At 67.5% G+C, this 18,682-nt stretch carries 15 protein-coding genes and 7 pseudogenes; 11 read left to right on the plus strand and 11 right to left on the minus strand.

The genetic code is table 11. The features are described 5' to 3' along the window. Window positions 1–2: 2 nt before the first annotated feature. Complete coding sequence (locus VV01_RS21990; RefSeq protein ID WP_050672092.1) at window positions 3–224, minus strand: hypothetical protein; 222 nt, start codon at window positions 222–224, stop codon at window positions 3–5. 386 nt (window positions 225–610) lie between these two features. On the opposite strand from VV01_RS21990, the gene VV01_RS22645 reads away from it, so the two are divergent. Together VV01_RS22645 and VV01_RS21995 are read left to right on the plus strand one after the other, a co-directional pair. Further along, on the plus strand, window positions 611–763 hold the full coding sequence (locus VV01_RS22645; protein ID WP_082221278.1) for an Lsr2 dimerization domain-containing protein: 153 nt from the start codon (window positions 611–613) through the stop codon (window positions 761–763). A gap of 2 nt (window positions 764–765) precedes the next feature. Then, window positions 766–1,293, plus strand: a complete 528-nt coding sequence (locus VV01_RS21995; protein WP_157509203.1) for a hypothetical protein — start codon at window positions 766–768, stop codon at window positions 1,291–1,293. A 1,241-nt stretch (window positions 1,294–2,534) separates the two neighbouring features. Here the strand turns inward: VV01_RS21995 and VV01_RS23660 are convergent. Further along, a complete protein-coding gene (locus tag VV01_RS23660) occupies window positions 2,535–2,855 on the minus strand; it encodes a hypothetical protein (RefSeq protein ID WP_157509207.1) in 321 nt (106 codons plus the stop codon). 290 nt (window positions 2,856–3,145) lie between these two features. Between VV01_RS23660 and istA (VV01_RS22000) the strand changes: the two are divergent. From istA (VV01_RS22000) to VV01_RS22015, 4 genes and pseudogenes are all read left to right on the plus strand, one after another. Beyond that, window positions 3,146–4,845, plus strand: a pseudogene (gene istA, locus VV01_RS22000) (IS21 family transposase). 37 nt (window positions 4,846–4,882) lie between these two features. Then, complete coding sequence (gene istB / locus VV01_RS22005; RefSeq protein ID WP_050672204.1) at window positions 4,883–5,659, plus strand: IS21-like element helper ATPase IstB; 777 nt, start codon at window positions 4,883–4,885, stop codon at window positions 5,657–5,659. 98 nt (window positions 5,660–5,757) lie between these two features. After that, window positions 5,758–6,300: a zinc metalloprotease gene (locus VV01_RS22010; RefSeq protein ID WP_050672096.1), complete on the plus strand. Its 543-nt coding sequence runs from the start codon at window positions 5,758–5,760 to the stop codon at window positions 6,298–6,300. Between the two features lie 143 nt (window positions 6,301–6,443). Beyond that, window positions 6,444–6,827, plus strand: a complete 384-nt coding sequence (locus VV01_RS22015; RefSeq protein ID WP_050672097.1) for a type 2 periplasmic-binding domain-containing protein — start codon at window positions 6,444–6,446, stop codon at window positions 6,825–6,827. 334 nt (window positions 6,828–7,161) lie between these two features. On the opposite strand, the pseudogene VV01_RS22020 reads toward VV01_RS22015, so the two are convergent. Together VV01_RS22020 and VV01_RS24180 are read right to left on the minus strand one after the other, a co-directional pair. Continuing rightward, window positions 7,162–8,043: pseudogene (locus VV01_RS22020) on the minus strand (IS256 family transposase); the annotation flags it as partial. A gap of 220 nt (window positions 8,044–8,263) precedes the next feature. Beyond that, window positions 8,264–8,530: pseudogene (locus VV01_RS24180) on the minus strand (integrase core domain-containing protein); the annotation flags it as partial. A gap of 147 nt (window positions 8,531–8,677) precedes the next feature. Here VV01_RS24180 and VV01_RS24185 point away from each other — a divergent pair. The 3 genes and pseudogenes from VV01_RS24185 to VV01_RS22035 form a co-directional block, all read left to right on the plus strand. After that, on the plus strand, window positions 8,678–8,959 hold the full coding sequence (locus VV01_RS24185; RefSeq protein ID WP_197275242.1) for a hypothetical protein: 282 nt from the start codon (window positions 8,678–8,680) through the stop codon (window positions 8,957–8,959). Window positions 8,960–9,366: 407 nt separating this feature from the next. After that, window positions 9,367–9,633: pseudogene (locus VV01_RS24190) on the plus strand (integrase core domain-containing protein); the annotation flags it as partial. Window positions 9,634–9,853: 220 nt separating this feature from the next. Continuing rightward, window positions 9,854–10,735 (plus strand): annotated as a pseudogene (locus VV01_RS22035) (IS256 family transposase); the annotation flags it as partial. 334 nt (window positions 10,736–11,069) lie between these two features. Here VV01_RS22035 and VV01_RS22040 read toward each other — a convergent pair. From VV01_RS22040 to istA (VV01_RS22055), 4 genes are all read right to left on the minus strand, one after another. Then, window positions 11,070–11,453 (minus strand): type 2 periplasmic-binding domain-containing protein, encoded by a 384-nt coding sequence (locus VV01_RS22040; RefSeq protein ID WP_050672097.1) that lies wholly within the window; start codon window positions 11,451–11,453, stop codon window positions 11,070–11,072. Between the two features lie 143 nt (window positions 11,454–11,596). Continuing rightward, on the minus strand, window positions 11,597–12,139 hold the full coding sequence (locus tag VV01_RS22045; RefSeq protein WP_050672096.1) for a zinc metalloprotease: 543 nt from the start codon (window positions 12,137–12,139) through the stop codon (window positions 11,597–11,599). A gap of 98 nt (window positions 12,140–12,237) precedes the next feature. Continuing rightward, the gene (gene istB, locus VV01_RS22050; protein WP_050672095.1) at window positions 12,238–13,053 is read right to left on the minus strand and encodes an IS21-like element helper ATPase IstB; all 816 of its coding nucleotides are present in this window, start codon (window positions 13,051–13,053) and stop codon (window positions 12,238–12,240) included. After that, window positions 13,053–14,753 carry an IS21 family transposase gene (gene istA / locus VV01_RS22055; protein ID WP_050672094.1) on the minus strand — a complete coding sequence of 567 codons (1,701 nt, stop codon included), beginning with the start codon at window positions 14,751–14,753 and terminating at the stop codon, window positions 13,053–13,055. The genes istB (VV01_RS22050) and istA (VV01_RS22055) overlap by 1 nt, the downstream gene beginning before the upstream one ends. A gap of 142 nt (window positions 14,754–14,895) precedes the next feature. Between istA (VV01_RS22055) and VV01_RS22060 the strand changes: the two are divergent. Next, window positions 14,896–15,258, plus strand: a pseudogene (locus VV01_RS22060) (transposase); the annotation flags it as partial. 288 nt (window positions 15,259–15,546) lie between these two features. Here VV01_RS22060 and VV01_RS22065 read toward each other — a convergent pair. Next, window positions 15,547–16,302 carry a hypothetical protein gene (locus tag VV01_RS22065; protein WP_157509269.1) on the minus strand — a complete coding sequence of 252 codons (756 nt, stop codon included), beginning with the start codon at window positions 16,300–16,302 and terminating at the stop codon, window positions 15,547–15,549. 290 nt (window positions 16,303–16,592) lie between these two features. On the opposite strand from VV01_RS22065, the gene VV01_RS23665 reads away from it, so the two are divergent. Continuing rightward, a complete protein-coding gene (locus tag VV01_RS23665; RefSeq protein WP_157509270.1) occupies window positions 16,593–17,015 on the plus strand; it encodes a hypothetical protein in 423 nt (140 codons plus the stop codon). Here the strand turns inward: VV01_RS23665 and VV01_RS24565 are convergent. Together VV01_RS24565 and VV01_RS24570 are read right to left on the minus strand one after the other, a co-directional pair. Further along, window positions 16,958–17,521, minus strand: coding sequence for a hypothetical protein (locus VV01_RS24565; RefSeq protein WP_231635360.1), 564 nt, complete (start codon window positions 17,519–17,521; stop codon window positions 16,958–16,960). The two genes, VV01_RS23665 and VV01_RS24565, sit on opposite strands and share 58 nt — an antisense overlap. Window positions 17,522–18,198: 677 nt before the next feature. Beyond that, window positions 18,199–18,682: pseudogene (locus VV01_RS24570) on the minus strand (hypothetical protein); the annotation flags it as partial.

Genomic DNA, 18,682 nt, shown 5'->3' on the forward strand with positions numbered 1-18,682 from the left:
GGTCAGCGGCGCGGACCGTACCCGCTTGCGGGGTCGTCATACGCCCAGGACGCCGCCTCGGCCTGCTCCGCCCCATGGAGGCCGCCCGCATTGTCCTCCTCGACCGCGATGCGCTCCTGGTCGTCGGCGGCCGCCTCAGCGCCGATGGTGGCCGAACGGCGTCCTGCCTGAATCTCCAGACCTTGGTCCTGGGCCTCTTCCTCGGCAGCTGCTGCATCACTCATGAGCGTCCTTTCGTTGGGTGCACTCCTGAAGGTCGAGGGTGGTCCGCTAGCGGTCACGCCTCACAGGTTGCTCACAGTGCGCGCGGACGACGGTTGTCGACGTGCACAGCGTGACCGCGTCCGCGGCCGTCGACGTGTCCTTCACCCTGGCCGACCTCGACCACCGGGCGGCGTCATGAGCGCCGCGGCAAACCCCTCCGTGGCGGTGGTCTCTGAGAGCCTGGACATCAGAGAGGAGGCGACCAGGCGGATGTGTCAGTGCGAGCACGAGGACTACGAGCCCCCCAGCCAGCGCACCTGGTCGCTGCGCCTTGTGGGAATCCTGACTGCAGGTTTGGCGACCGGGCTCCTTGGGAGCCTCACCGTTACAACGGGAGGGAAACACGATGGCGAAGAAGACTGTGATCACGTACGTCGCCGACGTAGACGGGGGCCGTGCTGATCAGCGGGTCGCGTTCGGGTTGGACGTGGTCGGCTACGGGCTTGACCTGTCTGATGCGAACGACGCGCGGCTGCACGCGGGCGTGGAGCAGTGGTGAGCATGTCGCTGCCGCCCGACTCGGAGAACTACGACCGCCGCTCCAACGTGTACGACCCTGAAGAGCCGATGCCCTTACAAGCTGGCTTGGTCACCGGGACCGTGACTGCGGCCGATGTGCTGCACGGGTTGTACGCCGGCGACCACCTGTCGGAGGTGTACTTGCAGCCCATGACGTTGGGGCTCCTCACGATGAGCGTGGCCGCCTACCACGCGGACGCTGAGCAGCTGCGCGATCCGGGCGAGGGGCAGGCCTGGTTGCGCGAGCTACGGTCGCGACTGACCGCGCTGGTCGCAGGTGCTCGGGACAGCGGCGGGTTGGTGTCCATCCGGTACGCCGACCTGATCGCGGCACGGAACGTGGCAGCGTGCCTGAACGCTGTCCTGCGGGCCAGTCGGGACGTCGATGACGCCGGCCAGGCCCTCATCGTCGAGGCGTTGAGGCCGCGCGATCCGGCACGGTGGGCCGAAGGTCTGCGCGACGAGCTGCACTCCCACCTGCCGACGCCGTGGTCGATAGGGCCGGGCTGACGGTGCCGGGTCCCGCTGCACCTGATCCGCTCGTGACTGAACGAGCCTCTTGGCAGTCCCAGTCGTGGCTCCTCACCGGTCTTGCGGGTGCGCTGTGCGCTTGGGATGCCATACCGCTGACGGGTGCGAAGGATGGTGCGGTCGACGACGTCGAGGTGCTGACCGATCCGCCGGTCACTGGCGCCGCCGGCCGCCATGCCTCGCACAACCGCAACCCGTTCTGCCTGCGTCTGGTTGGCCGCGACCCCGGTGCTGGCGATAGCGCGATCGACGGCGACGGTGTCAAGAGCTTCGCCGCCCACTGCCGCCGGCGCCAGCAGGGGCCGCGCCTGCGGATCGTCGATAGTGCCGTCGTCCCAGGCCAGCGGCGGTGGGTAACCCCGGCTGCGTGCCCAGCCTCTGGTCTCGGGGGAGGGCCCTGGCGTCATGCTGAGCTGGTCGTAGACATCCCGGATCTGCCGCCACTTCTGGGCCGTGATCTGGCTTCCGGGACTGTTGATCACCCGCCCGACGCTCGGCGCCCCAGCTTGGCTGATCTGCTCACGCGTCCAGCCCAGAGCCATGAGTGCATGCACCCGCCGCACCGCTCCGACCTTCGGTACGTGTCCGGCAGGTTGCTGCTCGTAGATGCCGCTCAGCGCCAGCTGAGCGACGATGGTCGCCGTGCGTCGCTGGATCTTGGTCCGTTCGCCGTTGGCGATCGCCTGAAGTGCTGGGGCGCTGAGACCGCTACTGCGGGCCAGCGCCCGTACGGACACGTCCGCCTCAAGCAGTCGCTGCAGTTTCTGGCGCGCCGGATCCGCCGACACGTACCGCGGGCGTCCGTGGGATCGGTCACGCTGGTAGGCCACTTCATCGGCCTTGGTGCGGTAGCCCATACGGCGCCTCCGTCAGGTCTGATGCCCTCCTGAAGGTTCTGCCGCCTCCCTGGTGGCCAGCGGGGACTTGCTACCTTCTCGGTGCCCGGCCGGCGGCGCCGGGATCCGGGCCCTTACGCAAGGCGTCCCGCTGGGCCGCACGAGTGATCGCGGTGAGTTGTCCGCGACTCGCAGAAACCCGTCCAGATGGCCGCCGTTGCCGCCGTCGAGGCGCGGCTGCTCCCACCCGCGTGCTTCCACCACGGAGTGCCAATGGAACGCGGGGCAGGACGGGTCTTGCGCCCGGGTGTCGGCTCTAGCCATCGCCTCGAGGTCGTCGATGTCGCGGCCCGTTTCGCCCATGGATATGGCTCCGCTTCGTCACTATCGGTGGGGCCCGGCCGGCAGTGGCGTCGGGCCGTCGGCGGCGTCTTTGTGCCGGGTCGACATTCGCTGGCCCGCGTTCCGGGTAGCTTCCATGGCCTCGTTCAGTGACCGCTGGGCACCGCGGTCGCCTCGGGCCACCAGATCATCGAGCTGATGCAGGTTGGTCTCTGCACGGGCGAGCACATCCGTGGCAGCCCCGAGCCCGTGGTCAACGCTCACCCGTGATGCCAGCGAGGTGTTCGCATCCACTCGTTGCTCGGCGATGTGCTTCACCGCCGAAAGATGCCCAGCGACATTCGCGGCCGCGGGCTGCGCCATATCGAGAAGGTCACTCAGTCCGTCCAGGCGGGCGCGTGCTCGTGCTGCGAGTCTCGGGTCCGCGGTGCTGCCGCGCTCGAAGGTGTCGAGGGTGCTCTTGGCCTGGTCGACTCTCCTGGTCGCCTCGTGTAGGTAGCCGCCAAGGTCCTTTGACTTTGACAGGTTGTTCTGGCCCCACTGTGACGGTCTGTTCTGGCCCCACTGGCGACGCGCCGGGGTGGTTGTGACGGTTTGATCTGGCCCCACCTCAGCCTTGGCCCATCGAAGGCTTTCGAGGGATCGGGGTTGGGATGGGATCACGGGTGGAGCTGTTCGCTGCGATTCGTCGGGACGCGAGGGTCGAGGAGGTCTCGATCCGTGAGCTCGCGCGCCGGCATGGGGTGCACCGGCGCACGGTGCGGTTGGCGCTGGAGTCTGCTGAGCCGCCGCCGCGGAAACGGCCGGTGCGGGCCTCGCCCCGGTTGGACCCGTTCAAGGACGTCATCGACGGGATGCTGCGCTCGGACCTGGACGCACCACGGAAGCAGCGGCATACCGCGACCAGGATCCTGGCCCGGCTGGTCGAGGAGCACGACGCGTGCGGGCTGTCGTACTCCACGGTGCGGGACTATGTGCGCGTCCGCCGCGCACAGATCGACCTGGAGGCGGCCGACGGGTCGAGGCGTTCATCGCGCAGGAGCACGCGCCCGGTGCCGAGGCGGAGGTCGACTTCGGCGAGGTGTGGGTGGTCATCGACGGGGTCCGCACCAAGTGCTACATGTTCGTGCTCTGGTTGGCGCACTCGGGCAAGGCGATCCACCGGGTCTACCCGACCCAGGCGCAGGAGGCGTTCCTGCAAGGGCACGTGGAAGCGTTCGAGGCGATCGGCGGGATCCCGGTCCGGCACATCAAGTACGACAACCTCACCTCGGCGGTGTCCAAGGTCATCCACGGCCCCGGCCGCGCCCGGCAGGAGTCGGATCGGTGGGTGTTGTTCCGGTCGCACTACGGCTTCGACGCGTTCTACTGCCAGCCCGGGATCGAGGGCGCGCACGAGAAGGGCGGCGTCGAGGGCGCGGTCGGCTGGTTCCGCCGCAACCACCTGACCCCGATGCCGCAGGTGACCTCGCTGGATGAGCTGAACGAGCGCATCCGGGTCTGGGAGGCCGCCGATGAGGACCGGCGCATCACCGGCCACGCGAACACGATCGGGCAGGACTTCGCCACCGAACGAGACCTGTTGCGGCCGTTGCCCGTTGAACGGTTCGACCCCGGGCTGGTACTGCGGCCGCGGGTGGACCGCTCGAGCATGATCACCGTGCGGATGGTGAAGTACTCCGTCCCGGCGCACCTGATCGGCCACCGGGTCCGGGTCTCGCTGCGTGCCTCCGAGGTGGTCGTGTTCGAAGACCGGGCCGTGGTCGCGGTCCACCCCAGGGTTGCGGCCCGTACCGGGCACGTCGTGGTCCTGGATCACTACCTGGAGGTGCTGCGGCACAAACCCGGCGCGCTACCCGGCTCGACCGCGCTGGCCCAGGCCCGCGCCGCTGGGGTGTTCACCTCCGCGCACGAGGCGTTCTGGGCGGCCTCCCGCAAGGTCAACGGTGACGCTGACGGTACCCGGGAGCTGGTCGAGGTCCTGCTGCTGCACCGCTCCCTCACAGCCGCCGATGTCACTGCCGGGATCAGCGCCGCCCTGTCCGTGGGCGCGGTCACCGCCGACGTCGTCGCGGTCGAGGCCCGACGCCACGCCACGACTACCGGTGCGACTGCCGCTGCCGCCGGCGGTGGGGGTGGGGCCACCGGCGGCCGTCACCCGGCTGCTCGCACCGGTACGCCCGAGCAACGCGTTGTCTCCCTGACCCAGCGCCGGCTGACCGACCCGGCCTCGGTCATCGCCGGCCTCCCACCGGACACCCGCCCGATCCCGTCCGTGGCCGCCTACGACGAGCTGCTCCCACGCCGGGCCGCCCGCACCACCGACACCGCCCAGGAAGCGAGCACCAGCTGATGGCACCGACCGCACCCGCGACCACGATCACCCCACGCTGCGCCGCCGACGCGGCCTGACCGAGGAAGCCGCCGTCGCCGCGATCGACCAGGCCTGCCGCCGGCTGCGGCTGCCCACCATCCGGGCGCTGGTCGACGAAGCCCTCGCCGTCGCGACCAAGGAACAGCTGACCTACCAAGGATTCCTGGCCGAGCTGCTGCTGGCCGAGGTCGACGACCGCGACCGCCGCTCCTCTGTGCGCCGGGTCAAGGCCGCCCAGTTCCCCCGCGACAAATGGCTCGGCGACTTCGACTTCGACGCCAACACCGCGATCAACCCCGCCACCGTGCACGAGCTCGCCAAAGGCGACTGGATCCGCAAAGGCGAACCACTGTGCCTGATCGGCGACTCCGGCACCGGCAAGTCCCACCTCCTCATCGGCCTGGGCACCGCCGCCGCCGAGCAAGGCCACCGCGTCCGCTACACCCTCGCCACAAGGCTGGTGAACGAGCTCGTCGAAGCCGCCGACGAGAAGGTCCTGGCCAAGACCATCGCCCGCTACGGCCGCGTCGACCTGCTCATCATCGACGAGCTCGGCTACATGGAGCTCGACCGCCGCGGAGCCGAGCTCCTGTTCCAAGTCCTCACCGAACGCGAAGAGAAGAACAGCATCGCCATCGCCTCCAACCAGTCCTTCTCCGGCTGGACCGACACCTTCACCGACCCCCGCCTGTGCGCCGCGATCGTCGACCGCCTCACCTACCACGGCACCATCATCGAAACCGGCACCCACTCCTACCGCCTCGCCAACAGCCGAGGGCAAGCACAGGGCTGAGCTTCTCGTCCCTATTGACGCCACTCGACGCTGGCGAGACACTTTCGCCAGCGCGGAGGCTCTGTCGGCGGCTCCGCCACAGACAGGGGTGGTTCAAGTTGGCACGACTTCGTAAACCCACAGCAACGTTCCTCGTCGGCGCAGCCTTCTTCGGCTCGACGACCGTCCTCAGCACCTCGCCCGCATTCGCCGTCTGCTACACACCCGGTGTGGCGACGTCCTTCAACGTCAACTTCGAGGGGTCCTACCTCGGATCCTCATACTGGGCGGATGCCGTTTCCTACGCCATCAACCAGTGGAATGCCACGAGATCGCAGGGCACCGGCGTCTTCATCTACCGCAACGAATCGGAGCGTTACAACACGATCCGCATGGAGTCGTACGCCGACAACTGGTACGGCCTATACAACGGAAATGGGATCACGTTCAGTGCGAAACTGAACATTCGCACGATTGGGCCGGCCGCGACAGACGATCGACGGTGGGTCACGAGCACTTCATCGCACGAGTTCGGGCACGCCCTCCGGATGGGAGACAACCCGTCGACCATCTACAACTCCATCATGAAGCACAGCCGCAACCGGGACGTGGTCTACGGGCCGGCCGGCTACGACATCGGTGAGGTGAAGCGATGCAACTAAGCCGTCGAGGAACCCGCGCGGTGGTCGTGTGTGCGGTTCTCGCTCTGACAGCGTGCTCGTCGGGCGGCCACGGTGGATCCGACGAAATTCACGCGGACTACCCGTCATACGCGTCAATAGACGAGCTGGCGTCAGCCTCCCCGGTGATCGCCCGGTTCAAAGTGTCATCCACAGTCCGCGAGTCGACCTTGCAACCCGCCGGGACCGCGACCGGGGGTGAGATCCCCATTACCCTTCGCCCGAGCACGGTTACCGAGGTTCTCGCCGGGGACCTTCGGGTGGGTCAGACGATCAACCTGAGCCGGCCAGGGAAGCTCGATGAGTCGATAGAGGGCATGGAAGACGTGGAGCCGAACAAGGAGTATCTCTTGTTCGTGGAGGCTTACCCTGACGGTCGGGCCTCGATTATCGGTGGTGACGAGGGAATCTTCAAACCCGCCCAGGCCGGCGCGGCCTTCACATCGAAGAAGTTTGGCACCGTCACTGCGAACACACTCCAGTCAGCGGCACGCAAAGCGCATCCCTAACTGGGTGAACCGGCAGCGCCAGGACGCGCATCTAGATTGAACGGGCGTACATCGACGATCGAACGAACTGTGCACTACTCCATGCGGCCCTCGGCGTGAAGCCGAGGGCCGCATGATCTACGTCTACGGCGATTCGGCGCGCCTCCGCGCGGGTCTGTCTGGGAGCGGCAGGCCCGGATCGGGCGTGGTTCAGCTGACCCTCCATCCGGAGGTTGCGACGTTCGAAACTACCGGGCACCTTCCTCTACGACGGTCATCGCCCGAACCGCGCTCGGCGTAGGGCGGGGCCACATCGAGCCGTCAGGCTGGGGCCAGTTCGCCTTGACATAGTCACCGCCTCCTGCGACGGTGCGGTGTAGATCGGGCGCAGGTCCTTGGCCATCGCCTCCCAGTACTTCTTGGAGGCGTACCGGACGGACCCGCGGATCAGGTGGATGATGCAGGTCTGGACCGTGGCCAGCGGGAACACCGCGTTCGCTGAGTCCGGCAGCCCCTTCAGTCCGTCGCACACGATGAAGAACACATCGGCCACGCCACGGTTCTTGATCTCGGCCAGCACGCTCATCCAGAACTTCGCTGACTCCCCGTGCCCGGCGGTGCCGGCCCATAGCCCGAGCACGTCGCGCCGACCCTGCAGGTCGACCCCGATCGCGGCGTAGAAGGGCCGGTTGCCGACCTGGCCGTCACGGACCTTGACGTAGATCGCGTCGATGAAGATCGCCGCGTAGACCGGCAGCAGCGGCCGGGCGCACCACTCGCTCATCTCGTCGATGACGCGGTCGGTGATCACCGAGATGCGGTCCTTGGACAGCGAGGCGCCGTAGACCTCGGCGAAGTGCGCGCTGATCTCACCAGTGGTCAGGCCCTTGGCGTACAACGACAGCACGACGGTGTCGACGTCACCCAGGCGGCGTTGTCGCTTCTTGACGATGACCGGTTCGAAGCTGCCGTCCCGGTCCCGTGGGACCTCGATCGTGACCGGGCCGACGTTGTCGGTCAGCACCGTCTTGGCCCGGGTGCCGTTGCGGGAGTTACCACCATCACGGCCCTCGACCGCGTGCTTGTCATAGCCCAGGTGCTCGCTCATCTCCTCATCGAGCGCGGTCTCCAGCACGGTCTTGGTCAACAGCTTCAGCAGTCCGTCCGGGCCGGTCAGGTCCTCACCACGCGCCCGGGCGGCACGGACCAGCTGCGCTACCGCGGCTCGCTCGGACATCACCGCCGCGGGCTGTTCCGCCGGCCGAACCCGCTCGTGATCATCGACATGGTCAGCGCTGTCATCATCTTCAGGCGACACAGTCGCCAGTGTCTCGGTCATCACAGACCTTCCTCGCCAACCAGCGTTGGCGTGTCAGGCCGGTTACACCGTTTGCCGGACGGTCCCGTCGTGCCTCCGTGAACCGCCCCGGGGTTTCCGGACACTTCTTGCTGTGTCTCTACCCGGACGGGATGAGACGGTTTCGTGCAGCGTAGTGGGCTGATTCGACCTCGATGGGTGTCAGGTCGTCGATGGACTCGTGGGGTCGGTCGTGGTTGAACCAGTGGACCCAGTGCAGGGTGTTGAGCTCGACGTGCTGGACATCGCGCCAGGGCCCGTCGGGGCGGATCAGCTCGGTCTTGTACGCGCCGATCTGGGACTCGGCCATCGCGTTGTCGTAGGCGTCGCCCACCGAACCCACTGATGCGTCCACGCCGGCGTCAATCGACGGCCGGGGGTTACTCTGCGAGTCGCGATGAGCGGCAACCTCTGGGTCGGCATGTACAGCAACACCACCATGCGGATCGCAGAGGCAACCTTCGGCGCAGGGCAACAGCGGACTTGCCAGGCCCGACCTTGAGTGGGAGGGCTTGTGGAAAGCGTCGAGAGCATCGCAAGTGGCGGGACGGTCGAAGCTCTGACGCTGGCGGCTGCACTGACAGCAGCCCTTGTCTCGATTTACAACGCCTGGCGCGCGTGGAAGAACTGGAGTATCGATCGCCGAGCAAAACGGTTCGAGGATTCACTCGACCGAGCTCTCGACCCCGACGCGACGACCGCTCGGGTCGGGGTTGAGCAGCTAGACGGCTCCGCCGGAGGAAAGAGCTGCACCGGAACGATCAGGCGTACATGGCTGACACGCTTCAAGCACTGATGCCACCCAGGCCGGCGGGTTACGCTCCTGGTGTTGACTCGGTGATCGAGCAGTCGCGTCGCCTGAGGGCAAGGGCGGAGGCAACCCGCCCGAGAGAGCTCGGTCGAGTGAATCCTCGAACCGTTTTGCTCGGCGATGATACTCCAGTTCTTCCACGCGCGCCAGGCGTTGTAAATCGAGACAAGGGCTGCTGTCAGTGCAGCCGCCAGCGTCAGAGCTTCGACCGTCCCGCCACTTGCGATGCTCTCGACGCTTTCCACAAGCCCTCCCACTCAAGGTCGGGCCTGGCAAGTCCGCTGTTGCCCTGCGCCGAAGGTTGCCTCTGCGATCCGCATGGTGGTGTTGCTGTACATGCCGACCCAGAGGTTGCCGCTCATCGCGACTCGCAGAGTAACCCCCGGCCGTCGATTGACGCCGGCGTGGACGCATCAGTGGGTTCGGTGGGCGACGCCTACGACAACGCGATGGCCGAGTCCCAGATCGGCGCGTACAAGACCGAGCTGATCCGCCCCGACGGGCCCTGGCGCGATGTCCAGCACGTCGAGCTCAACACCCTGCACTGGGTCCACTGGTTCAACCACGACCGACCCCACGAGTCCATCGACGACCTGACACCCATCGAGGTCGAATCAGCCCACTACGCTGCACGAAACCGTCTCATCCCGTCCGGGTAGAGACACAGCAAGAAGTGTCCGGAAACCCCGGGGCGGTTCACGGAGGCACGACGGGACCGTCCGGCAAACGGTGTAACCGGCCTGACACGCCAACGCTGGTTGGCGAGGAAGGTCTGTGATGACCGAGACACTGGCGACTGTGTCGCCTGAAGATGATGACAGCGCTGACCATGTCGATGATCACGAGCGGGTTCGGCCGGCGGAACAGCCCGCGGCGGTGATGTCCGAGCGAGCCGCGGTAGCGCAGCTGGTCCGTGCCGCCCGGGCGCGTGGTGAGGACCTGACCGGCCCGGACGGACTGCTGAAGCTGTTGACCAAGACCGTGCTGGAGACCGCGCTCGATGAGGAGATGAGCGAGCACCTGGGCTATGACAAGCACGCGGTCGAGGGCCGTGATGGTGGTAACTCCCGCAACGGCACCCGGGCCAAGACGGTGCTGACCGACAACGTCGGCCCGGTCACGATCGAGGTCCCACGGGACCGGGACGGCAGCTTCGAACCGGTCATCGTCAAGAAGCGACAACGCCGCCTGGGTGACGTCGACACCGTCGTGCTGTCGTTGTACGCCAAGGGCCTGACCACTGGTGAGATCAGCGCGCACTTCGCCGAGGTCTACGGCGCCTCGCTGTCCAAGGACCGCATCTCGGTGATCACCGACCGCGTCATCGACGAGATGAGCGAGTGGTGCGCCCGGCCGCTGCTGCCGGTCTACGCGGCGATCTTCATCGACGCGATCTACGTCAAGGTCCGTGACGGCCAGGTCGGCAACCGGCCCTTCTACGCCGCGATCGGGGTCGACCTGCAGGGTCGGCGCGACGTGCTCGGGCTATGGGCCGGCACCGCCGGGCACGGGGAGTCAGCGAAGTTCTGGATGAGCGTGCTGGCCGAGATCAAGAACCGTGGCGTGGCCGATGTGTTCTTCATCGTGTGCGACGGACTGAAGGGGCTGCCGGACTCAGCGAACGCGGTGTTCCCGCTGGCCACGGTCCAGACCTGCATCATCCACCTGATCCGCGGGTCCGTCCGGTACGCCTCCAAGAAGTACTGGGAGGCGATGGCCAAGGACCTGCGCCCGATCTACACCGCACCGTCGCAGGAGGCGGTGACTATGTCAAGGCGAACTGGCCCCAGCCTGACGGCTCGATGTGGCCCCGCCCTACGCCGAGCGCGGTTCGGGCGATGACCGTCGTAGAGGAAGGTGCCCGGTAGTTTCGAACGTCGCAACCTCCGGATGGAGGGTCAGCTGAACCACGCCCGATCCGGGCCTGCCGCTCCCAGACAGACCCGCGCGGAGGCGCGCCGAATCGCCGTAGACGTAGATCATGCGGCCCTCGGCTTCACGCCGAGGGCCGCATGGAGTAGTGCACAGTTCGTTCGATCGTCGATGTACGCCCGTTCAATCTAGATGCGCGTCCTGGCGCTGCCGGTTCACCCAGTTAGGGATGCGCTTTGCGTGCCGCTGACTGGAGTGTGTTCGCAGTGACGGTGCCAAACTTCTTCGATGTGAAGGCCGCGCCGGCCTGGGCGGGTTTGAAGATTCCCTCGTCACCACCGATAATCGAGGCCCGACCGTCAGGGTAAGCCTCCACGAACAAGAGATACTCCTTGTTCGGCTCCACGTCTTCCATGCCCTCTATCGACTCATCGAGCTTCCCTGGCCGGCTCAGGTTGATCGTCTGACCCACCCGAAGGTCCCCGGCGAGAACCTCGGTAACCGTGCTCGGGCGAAGGGTAATGGGGATCTCACCCCCGGTCGCGGTCCCGGCGGGTTGCAAGGTCGACTCGCGGACTGTGGATGACACTTTGAACCGGGCGATCACCGGGGAGGCTGACGCCAGCTCGTCTATTGACGCGTATGACGGGTAGTCCGCGTGAATTTCGTCGGATCCACCGTGGCCGCCCGACGAGCACGCTGTCAGAGCGAGAACCGCACACACGACCACCGCGCGGGTTCCTCGACGGCTTAGTTGCATCGCTTCACCTCACCGATGTCGTAGCCGGCCGGCCCGTAGACCACGTCCCGGTTGCGGCTGTGCTTCATGATGGAGTTGTAGATGGTCGACGGGTTGTCTCCCATCCGGAGGGCGTGCCCGAACTCGTGCGATGAAGTGCTCGTGACCCACCGTCGATCGTCTGTCGCGGCCGGCCCAATCGTGCGAATGTTCAGTTTCGCACTGAACGTGATCCCATTTCCGTTGTATAGGCCGTACCAGTTGTCGGCGTACGACTCCATGCGGATCGTGTTGTAACGCTCCGATTCGTTGCGGTAGATGAAGACGCCGGTGCCCTGCGATCTCGTGGCATTCCACTGGTTGATGGCGTAGGAAACGGCATCCGCCCAGTATGAGGATCCGAGGTAGGACCCCTCGAAGTTGACGTTGAAGGACGTCGCCACACCGGGTGTGTAGCAGACGGCGAATGCGGGCGAGGTGCTGAGGACGGTCGTCGAGCCGAAGAAGGCTGCGCCGACGAGGAACGTTGCTGTGGGTTTACGAAGTCGTGCCAACTTGAACCACCCCTGTCTGTGGCGGAGCCGCCGACAGAGCCTCCGCGCTGGCGAAAGTGTCTCGCCAGCGTCGAGTGGCGTCAATAGGGACGAGAAGCTCAGCCCTGTGCTTGCCCTCGGCTGTTGGCGAGGCGGTAGGAGTGGGTGCCGGTTTCGATGATGGTGCCGTGGTAGGTGAGGCGGTCGACGATCGCGGCGCACAGGCGGGGGTCGGTGAAGGTGTCGGTCCAGCCGGAGAAGGACTGGTTGGAGGCGATGGCGATGCTGTTCTTCTCTTCGCGTTCGGTGAGGACTTGGAACAGGAGCTCGGCTCCGCGGCGGTCGAGCTCCATGTAGCCGAGCTCGTCGATGATGAGCAGGTCGACGCGGCCGTAGCGGGCGATGGTCTTGGCCAGGACCTTCTCGTCGGCGGCTTCGACGAGCTCGTTCACCAGCCTTGTGGCGAGGGTGTAGCGGACGCGGTGGCCTTGCTCGGCGGCGGCGGTGCCCAGGCCGATGAGGAGGTGGGACTTGCCGGTGCCGGAGTCGCCGATCAGGCACAGTGGTTCGCCTTTGCGGATCCAGTCGCCTTTGGCGAGCTCGTGCACGGTGGCGGGGTTGATCGCGGTGTTGGCGTCGAAGTCGAAGTCGCCGAGCCATTTGTCGCGGGGGAACTGGGCGGCCTTGACCCGGCGCACAGAGGAGCGGCGGTCGCGGTCGTCGACCTCGGCCAGCAGCAGCTCGGCCAGGAATCCTTGGTAGGTCAGCTGTTCCTTGGTCGCGACGGCGAGGGCTTCGTCGACCAGCGCCCGGATGGTGGGCAGCCGCAGCCGGCGGCAGGCCTGGTCGATCGCGGCGACGGCGGCTTCCTCGGTCAGGCCGCGTCGGCGGCGCAGCGTGGGGGTGATCGTGGTCGCGGGTGCGGTCGGTGCCATCAGCTGGTGCTCGCTTCCTGGGCGGTGTCGGTGGTGCGGGCGGCCCGGCGTGGGAGCAGCTCGTCGTAGGCGGCCACGGACGGGATCGGGCGGGTGTCCGGTGGGAGGCCGGCGATGACCGAGGCCGGGTCGGTCAGCCGGCGCTGGGTCAGGGAGACAACGCGTTGCTCGGGCGTACCGGTGCGAGCAGCCGGGTGACGGCCGCCGGTGGCCCCACCCCCACCGCCGGCGGCAGCGGCAGTCGCACCGGTAGTCGTGGCGTGGCGTCGGGCCTCGACCGCGACGACGTCGGCGGTGACCGCGCCCACGGACAGGGCGGCGCTGATCCCGGCAGTGACATCGGCGGCTGTGAGGGAGCGGTGCAGCAGCAGGACCTCGACCAGCTCCCGGGTACCGTCAGCGTCACCGTTGACCTTGCGGGAGGCCGCCCAGAACGCCTCGTGCGCGGAGGTGAACACCCCAGCGGCGCGGGCCTGGGCCAGCGCGGTCGAGCCGGGTAGCGCGCCGGGTTTGTGCCGCAGCACCTCCAGGTAGTGATCCAGGACCACGACGTGCCCGGTACGGGCCGCAACCCTGGGGTGGACCGCGACCACGGCCCGGTCTTCGAACACGACCACCTCGGAGGCACGCAGCGAGACCCGGACCCGGTGGCCGATCAGGTGCGCCGGGACGGAGTACTTCACCATCCGCACGGTGATCATGCTCGAGCGGTCCACCCGCGGCCGCAGTACCAGCCCGGGGTCGAACCGTTCAACGGGCAACGGCCGCAACAGGTCTCGTTCGGTGGCGAAGTCCTGCCCGATCGTGTTCGCGTGGCCGGTGATGCGCCGGTCCTCATCGGCGGCCTCCCAGACCCGGATGCGCTCGTTCAGCTCATCCAGCGAGGTCACCTGCGGCATCGGGGTCAGGTGGTTGCGGCGGAACCAGCCGACCGCGCCCTCGACGCCGCCCTTCTCGTGCGCGCCCTCGATCCCGGGCTGGCAGTAGAACGCGTCGAAGCCGTAGTGCGACCGGAACAACACCCACCGATCCGACTCCTGCCGGGCGCGGCCGGGGCCGTGGATGACCTTGGACACCGCCGAGGTGAGGTTGTCGTACTTGATGTGCCGGACCGGGATCCCGCCGATCGCCTCGAACGCTTCCACGTGCCCTTGCAGGAACGCCTCCTGCGCCTGGGTCGGGTAGACCCGGTGGATCGCCTTGCCCGAGTGCGCCAACCAGAGCACGAACATGTAGCACTTGGTGCGGACCCCGTCGATGACCACCCACACCTCGCCGAAGTCGACCTCCGCCTCGGCACCGGGCGCGTGCTCCTGCGCGATGAACGCCTCGACCCGTCGGCCGCCCTCCAGGTCGATCTGTGCGCGGCGGACGCGCACATAGTCCCGCACCGTGGAGTACGACAGCCCGCACGCGTCGTGCTCCTCGACCAGCCGGGCCAGGATCCTGGTCGCGGTATGCCGCTGCTTCCGTGGTGCGTCCAGGTCCGAGCGCAGCATCCCGTCGATGACGTCCTTGAACGGGTCCAACCGGGGCGAGGCCCGCACCGGCCGTTTCCGCGGCGGCGGCTCAGCAGACTCCAGCGCCAACCGCACCGTGCGCCGGTGCACCCCATGCCGGCGCGCGAGCTCACGGATCGAGACCTCCTCGACCCTCGCGTCCCGACGAATCGCAGCGAACAGCTCCACCCGTGATCCCATCCCAACCCCGATCCCTCGAAAGCCTTCGATGGGCCAAGGCTGAGGTGGGGCCAGATCAAACCGTCACAACCACCCCGGCGCGTCGCCAGTGGGGCCAGAACAGACCGTCACAGTGGGGCCAGAACAACCTGTCAAAGTCAAGGCGGCGTGGGCGGCGTTCGAGCAGTTGGAGGAGACCTGGGCGGCGATGTATCCCGCGATCTCACGGCTGTGGCGTGATGCGTGGGAGCAGTTCGTGCCGTTCCTGGACTACGACGTGGAGATCCGCCGAGTTCTGTGCTCCACCAACGGGATCGAGTCCTTGAACGCCCGCTACCGGCGCGCGGTCACCGCCAAGGGCCACTTCCCAACCGAGCAGGCCGCGCTCAAGACGCTCTACCTGGTGACCCGGTCCCTGGACCCCAAGGGCACCGGTCAGGCACGCTGGACCATGCGCTGGAAGCCGGCCCTGAACGCGTTCGCCGTGACCTTCGCCGACCGCATGCCCGCGGCCGAGAACCTGTAACCAAGTACGCCGGTTACACCGATAACCGGACAGTCCCGCTCCAGACGAGCAAGAAGACAGTTCCTGCCAGGACCGCCATGGCTGCCATCATCCAGGCCATCCACTCGATCATTGCCCACGTCATGCGAGCTCACCCCTTCGCGTCAGTGCGGTTGCAGCGTGGTCGGTCGTCGACCAAGGCACGGTGTCGAGTGCGGCTTCGACCAAGCCCAGCAGCCGCTCGGCCTCATCCGCCATCGCCGCGGCGTGATCACGCCCGAACGGTGCGCCGGTCGGCTCGGTTGGTCATCAGCTGGCGGCGCGGTCGGGGTCGAGCCACTCGTGGTTGCGGATGATCGTCTCGGTTCGTTCCGACAGCTCCGCCGGCGCTCCTCCATCGTCGGACCGGTTGCAGACCTCGTCGCGCAAGATGCGCTCGGCCTCGGCGCGATGTCCTTCGGCTTCGAACACCGCAACCAGGTCGAGCTTGGCAATCTCGGAGTCCGGCGCGACGACCGTGGCAATCTCCGCGGCCGCGCGAGCACGAACCAGGTCCGCGGACGCCAGGCATGACGTTGTGACCATGTGCGCAACGTCGACGACGGCGGCCGTCAGGTGGTGATCGATCCGGTCACCGTCGGCCAGCCACTCCCAACCTCCGGGCCGTAGCTGGTCAAAGGGTCGTCCTTCTACGAGCTGGAGTGCGCGCAGCAGATCGCCGATGCCCTCCTGTCCGCGGGACTCGCCACGGGCTCGGAGGCGGCGGAATAGGTCCGCGTCGACCAGCACGTCCTCCACCTCGTACACGCCGACGCCACGCGCTTTGGCTGCCTGGGACTCGCGCGCGTTCGGCAGGTGCTTATTGCCGGTGCGTGGGTTGGTTCCGAGCCAGTCACGGACCATCTTGATGTCTGTGCGGGCACGTCCATCACTGAGGTTGAAGGCGTCGGCCAGCTGCGCCGGTGTCGCCCCGTACGGTCTGGTCGCCAGGTACGCCAGCAGCTCGGTCGCGTACGGCTTCCGCTTGGCTACCGCGACCGCACTGCCGTGAGCCCGGGCGCGCACCGGCCCGAGCAGGCTCAGTCGTGGGAGTGGGCAGCTGTCATCAAGCCACGCTGCGACATCCTCGTCGAGGGTCGGGTCGGCGGCCTCGATCTCGGCGCGCAGCTGCGGCGGGACCTGGGGCGCGAGGCTCTTGAGGTCCTGCTCGGTGGTCGCAGCCGCGTGGACGTACTCGGCGTCTTGGGCGTCAAGGACGCTGCCGTCGGTGCGGTCGTCACCGCCCTCGCGTGGCTTGGCGTGCTGCGGGCGGAGGCGCCGGCTTCGTTGGTGAAGGAACGCCAACCCTCGGTGGCTTGCTCGTCGCTCGGAATCTCGACGTCGTCGAGGGTCTCGCTCTGGGCGAAGAGCGCTGCGCAACCCCTCGCCTCCTCGCTGGTCAGACCGACGGCCATGAGGTCGAGGCCCGCGCTCGGCATCCGCAACCGGCCGTCGCCGGCGAGCTCGAGGGTTGTCCCGTTTTCAGCCGCCTGTCCGTTGGACACCACGATCGCCGTGCCTGTCTTTCCTGGGTGCTGGTCGACGAGCTCGAGCAGCTGGTCGATTGCCTTGGGATCGTCGCTGCCGTTCAGCAGGAGGAGGCGTGCTGCCCACACGTCGTCGTCGGCCTTGCCCGCGCGAGCCTTCGCAACCTCGACACCTGCCGAGTCGGCGCGCTGGATCATCTCGACCGCGTCGGCAACTGCCTCGGGGCGGCTCCCGCCGATGACTCGTGGTAGCGGATGCGCTCAGGGTTCAGTGATCCCACCTCTTCGGCGATGCCCACGCAATCGACCGTGACGCCGGCCGACCAAGGATTGAGCGCCAGCTCCGCGGCGACGTAGCGCGCGAAGTCCTGAACGGGAGCGCTGCTCCCTGTCAGGGTGATCGCTGCAATCTCCTCGCAGTTCAGCAGCCACACGTGGCCGTCGTCGCCTTCACCCACGGTGACCAAGAGCGGGTACGGCGCTGGCTGGTCATCGCTCGCGACGGCGGGATCCTCGAGATCCTGAGCCGTCGAGCACGACCAGTGCATCTGATCCTCGGTGCCGTTCCAGGGTTCGGGCAGGGTGCTTGCGGCGCTCAGGTGCAGCACAATCTCGGTCTTGCCAAGCTCGACAGCGGCGAGCGGCGGCAGAGCCGTATTTGCGTCAGCGGCCCGAGCGGCGAGCCCCCGTAGCAGGCTGTCCATCTGCTCCACAGTCGGCGCGGACGTCGCTCCGACTGCCACGACCGTCTTCTCCACCGGCACCACGGAGGCCTCTGGGGTCGCGATCGTGCGACCGGGACGCCGAGCGCGGAACTGCGCCCGTCGGCGTCGCCGCAGCGCCAGCAGCGCCGACCCGGCGAGGACCGCACCCCCGCCTGTGAGGCCGGCTAGCATCCAGCCCGCTGCGGGCCCTTGCTTGTGGGCATCGGTGAGTGGCTCCTGCTGGACGTCGACACGATCGGTCCGCGTCGGAGCGTCACCGTGCAGCCGGGCGGCGCCTGATGCTGCACCTCCGCTCACTCCGACGCGTGCTCCCCTCGCCGCCAGGTCCTGGCTGCTGTCCGCCGCCGCACCTGGCGCGGGCCGCTCCGGGGCAACACTCCGAGCAGCCGGCGGGTTCGGAGCCTGGTCCGCGCCCCCTGCGGTGTTGGGGACCATCGAGGCAGGTACGCGCAGCCTCCACCCTGGGTGGATGTTGTTGACATCGACGAGCCGCTCTCCGTCTGCCTGCGTGATTCCCCGTGTCGCCTGAGCGATGCGGGGGTACTCCTGGGCAGATCCGAGCTCACGTTTGGCGATCGAGGACAGTGTCTCGCCGGCCTTGACAGTGACGGTGTGCGGTGCTGGCTTCTCGACGACCCGTTGAGCCGAGGGGATCCGGATGGCCATCCCGACCTCGAGTCGATCGGGGCTCCCCTCCAGTATGTCCTGGTTCAGATCGACGATCTCGTGGTACCGATCGCCGGAACCGAGGTGCTCGGCTGCCAGCGACCAGAGCGAGTCGCCGGCTGGACTCGGTGCCCCGTAGTTTCCGCTGTCGCCTCCGACGACGCCGCCGGCATGGCCTCAGCGGAGGCGCCGGCGGCTGTCGATGCAGCGACGGTGGTCGGCGTGACCGGCGCCGCGTGTGCTGCGACCGGTCCGGCAACGAATAGCAGTGCAGCCCCGGCGACCAGACCTTTCGCTGCGGCCTGTGAGTGCCCGAGCCCGCGCACCTGCGGCACCCGCACGCCCCTGATTTTCGCGGCGATCTCCAGTATGAGGGACACGGACATGAACGCCCATGCCGCCCACCCTGCTACGCCAAGAACCGCCAGAAACAGTGACCCGTCATCCGGGCCCGTCACGGTGGACCAGACCTGGTCCACCGTGGGCAACCCGTCCGGAGTGAGATCCGGCCCGAGCGCGAGGAGAACG

Origin of the sequence: Luteipulveratus halotolerans (assembly GCF_001247745.1) — a bacterium.
Classification (GTDB): domain Bacteria; phylum Actinomycetota; class Actinomycetes; order Actinomycetales; family Dermatophilaceae; genus Luteipulveratus; species Luteipulveratus halotolerans.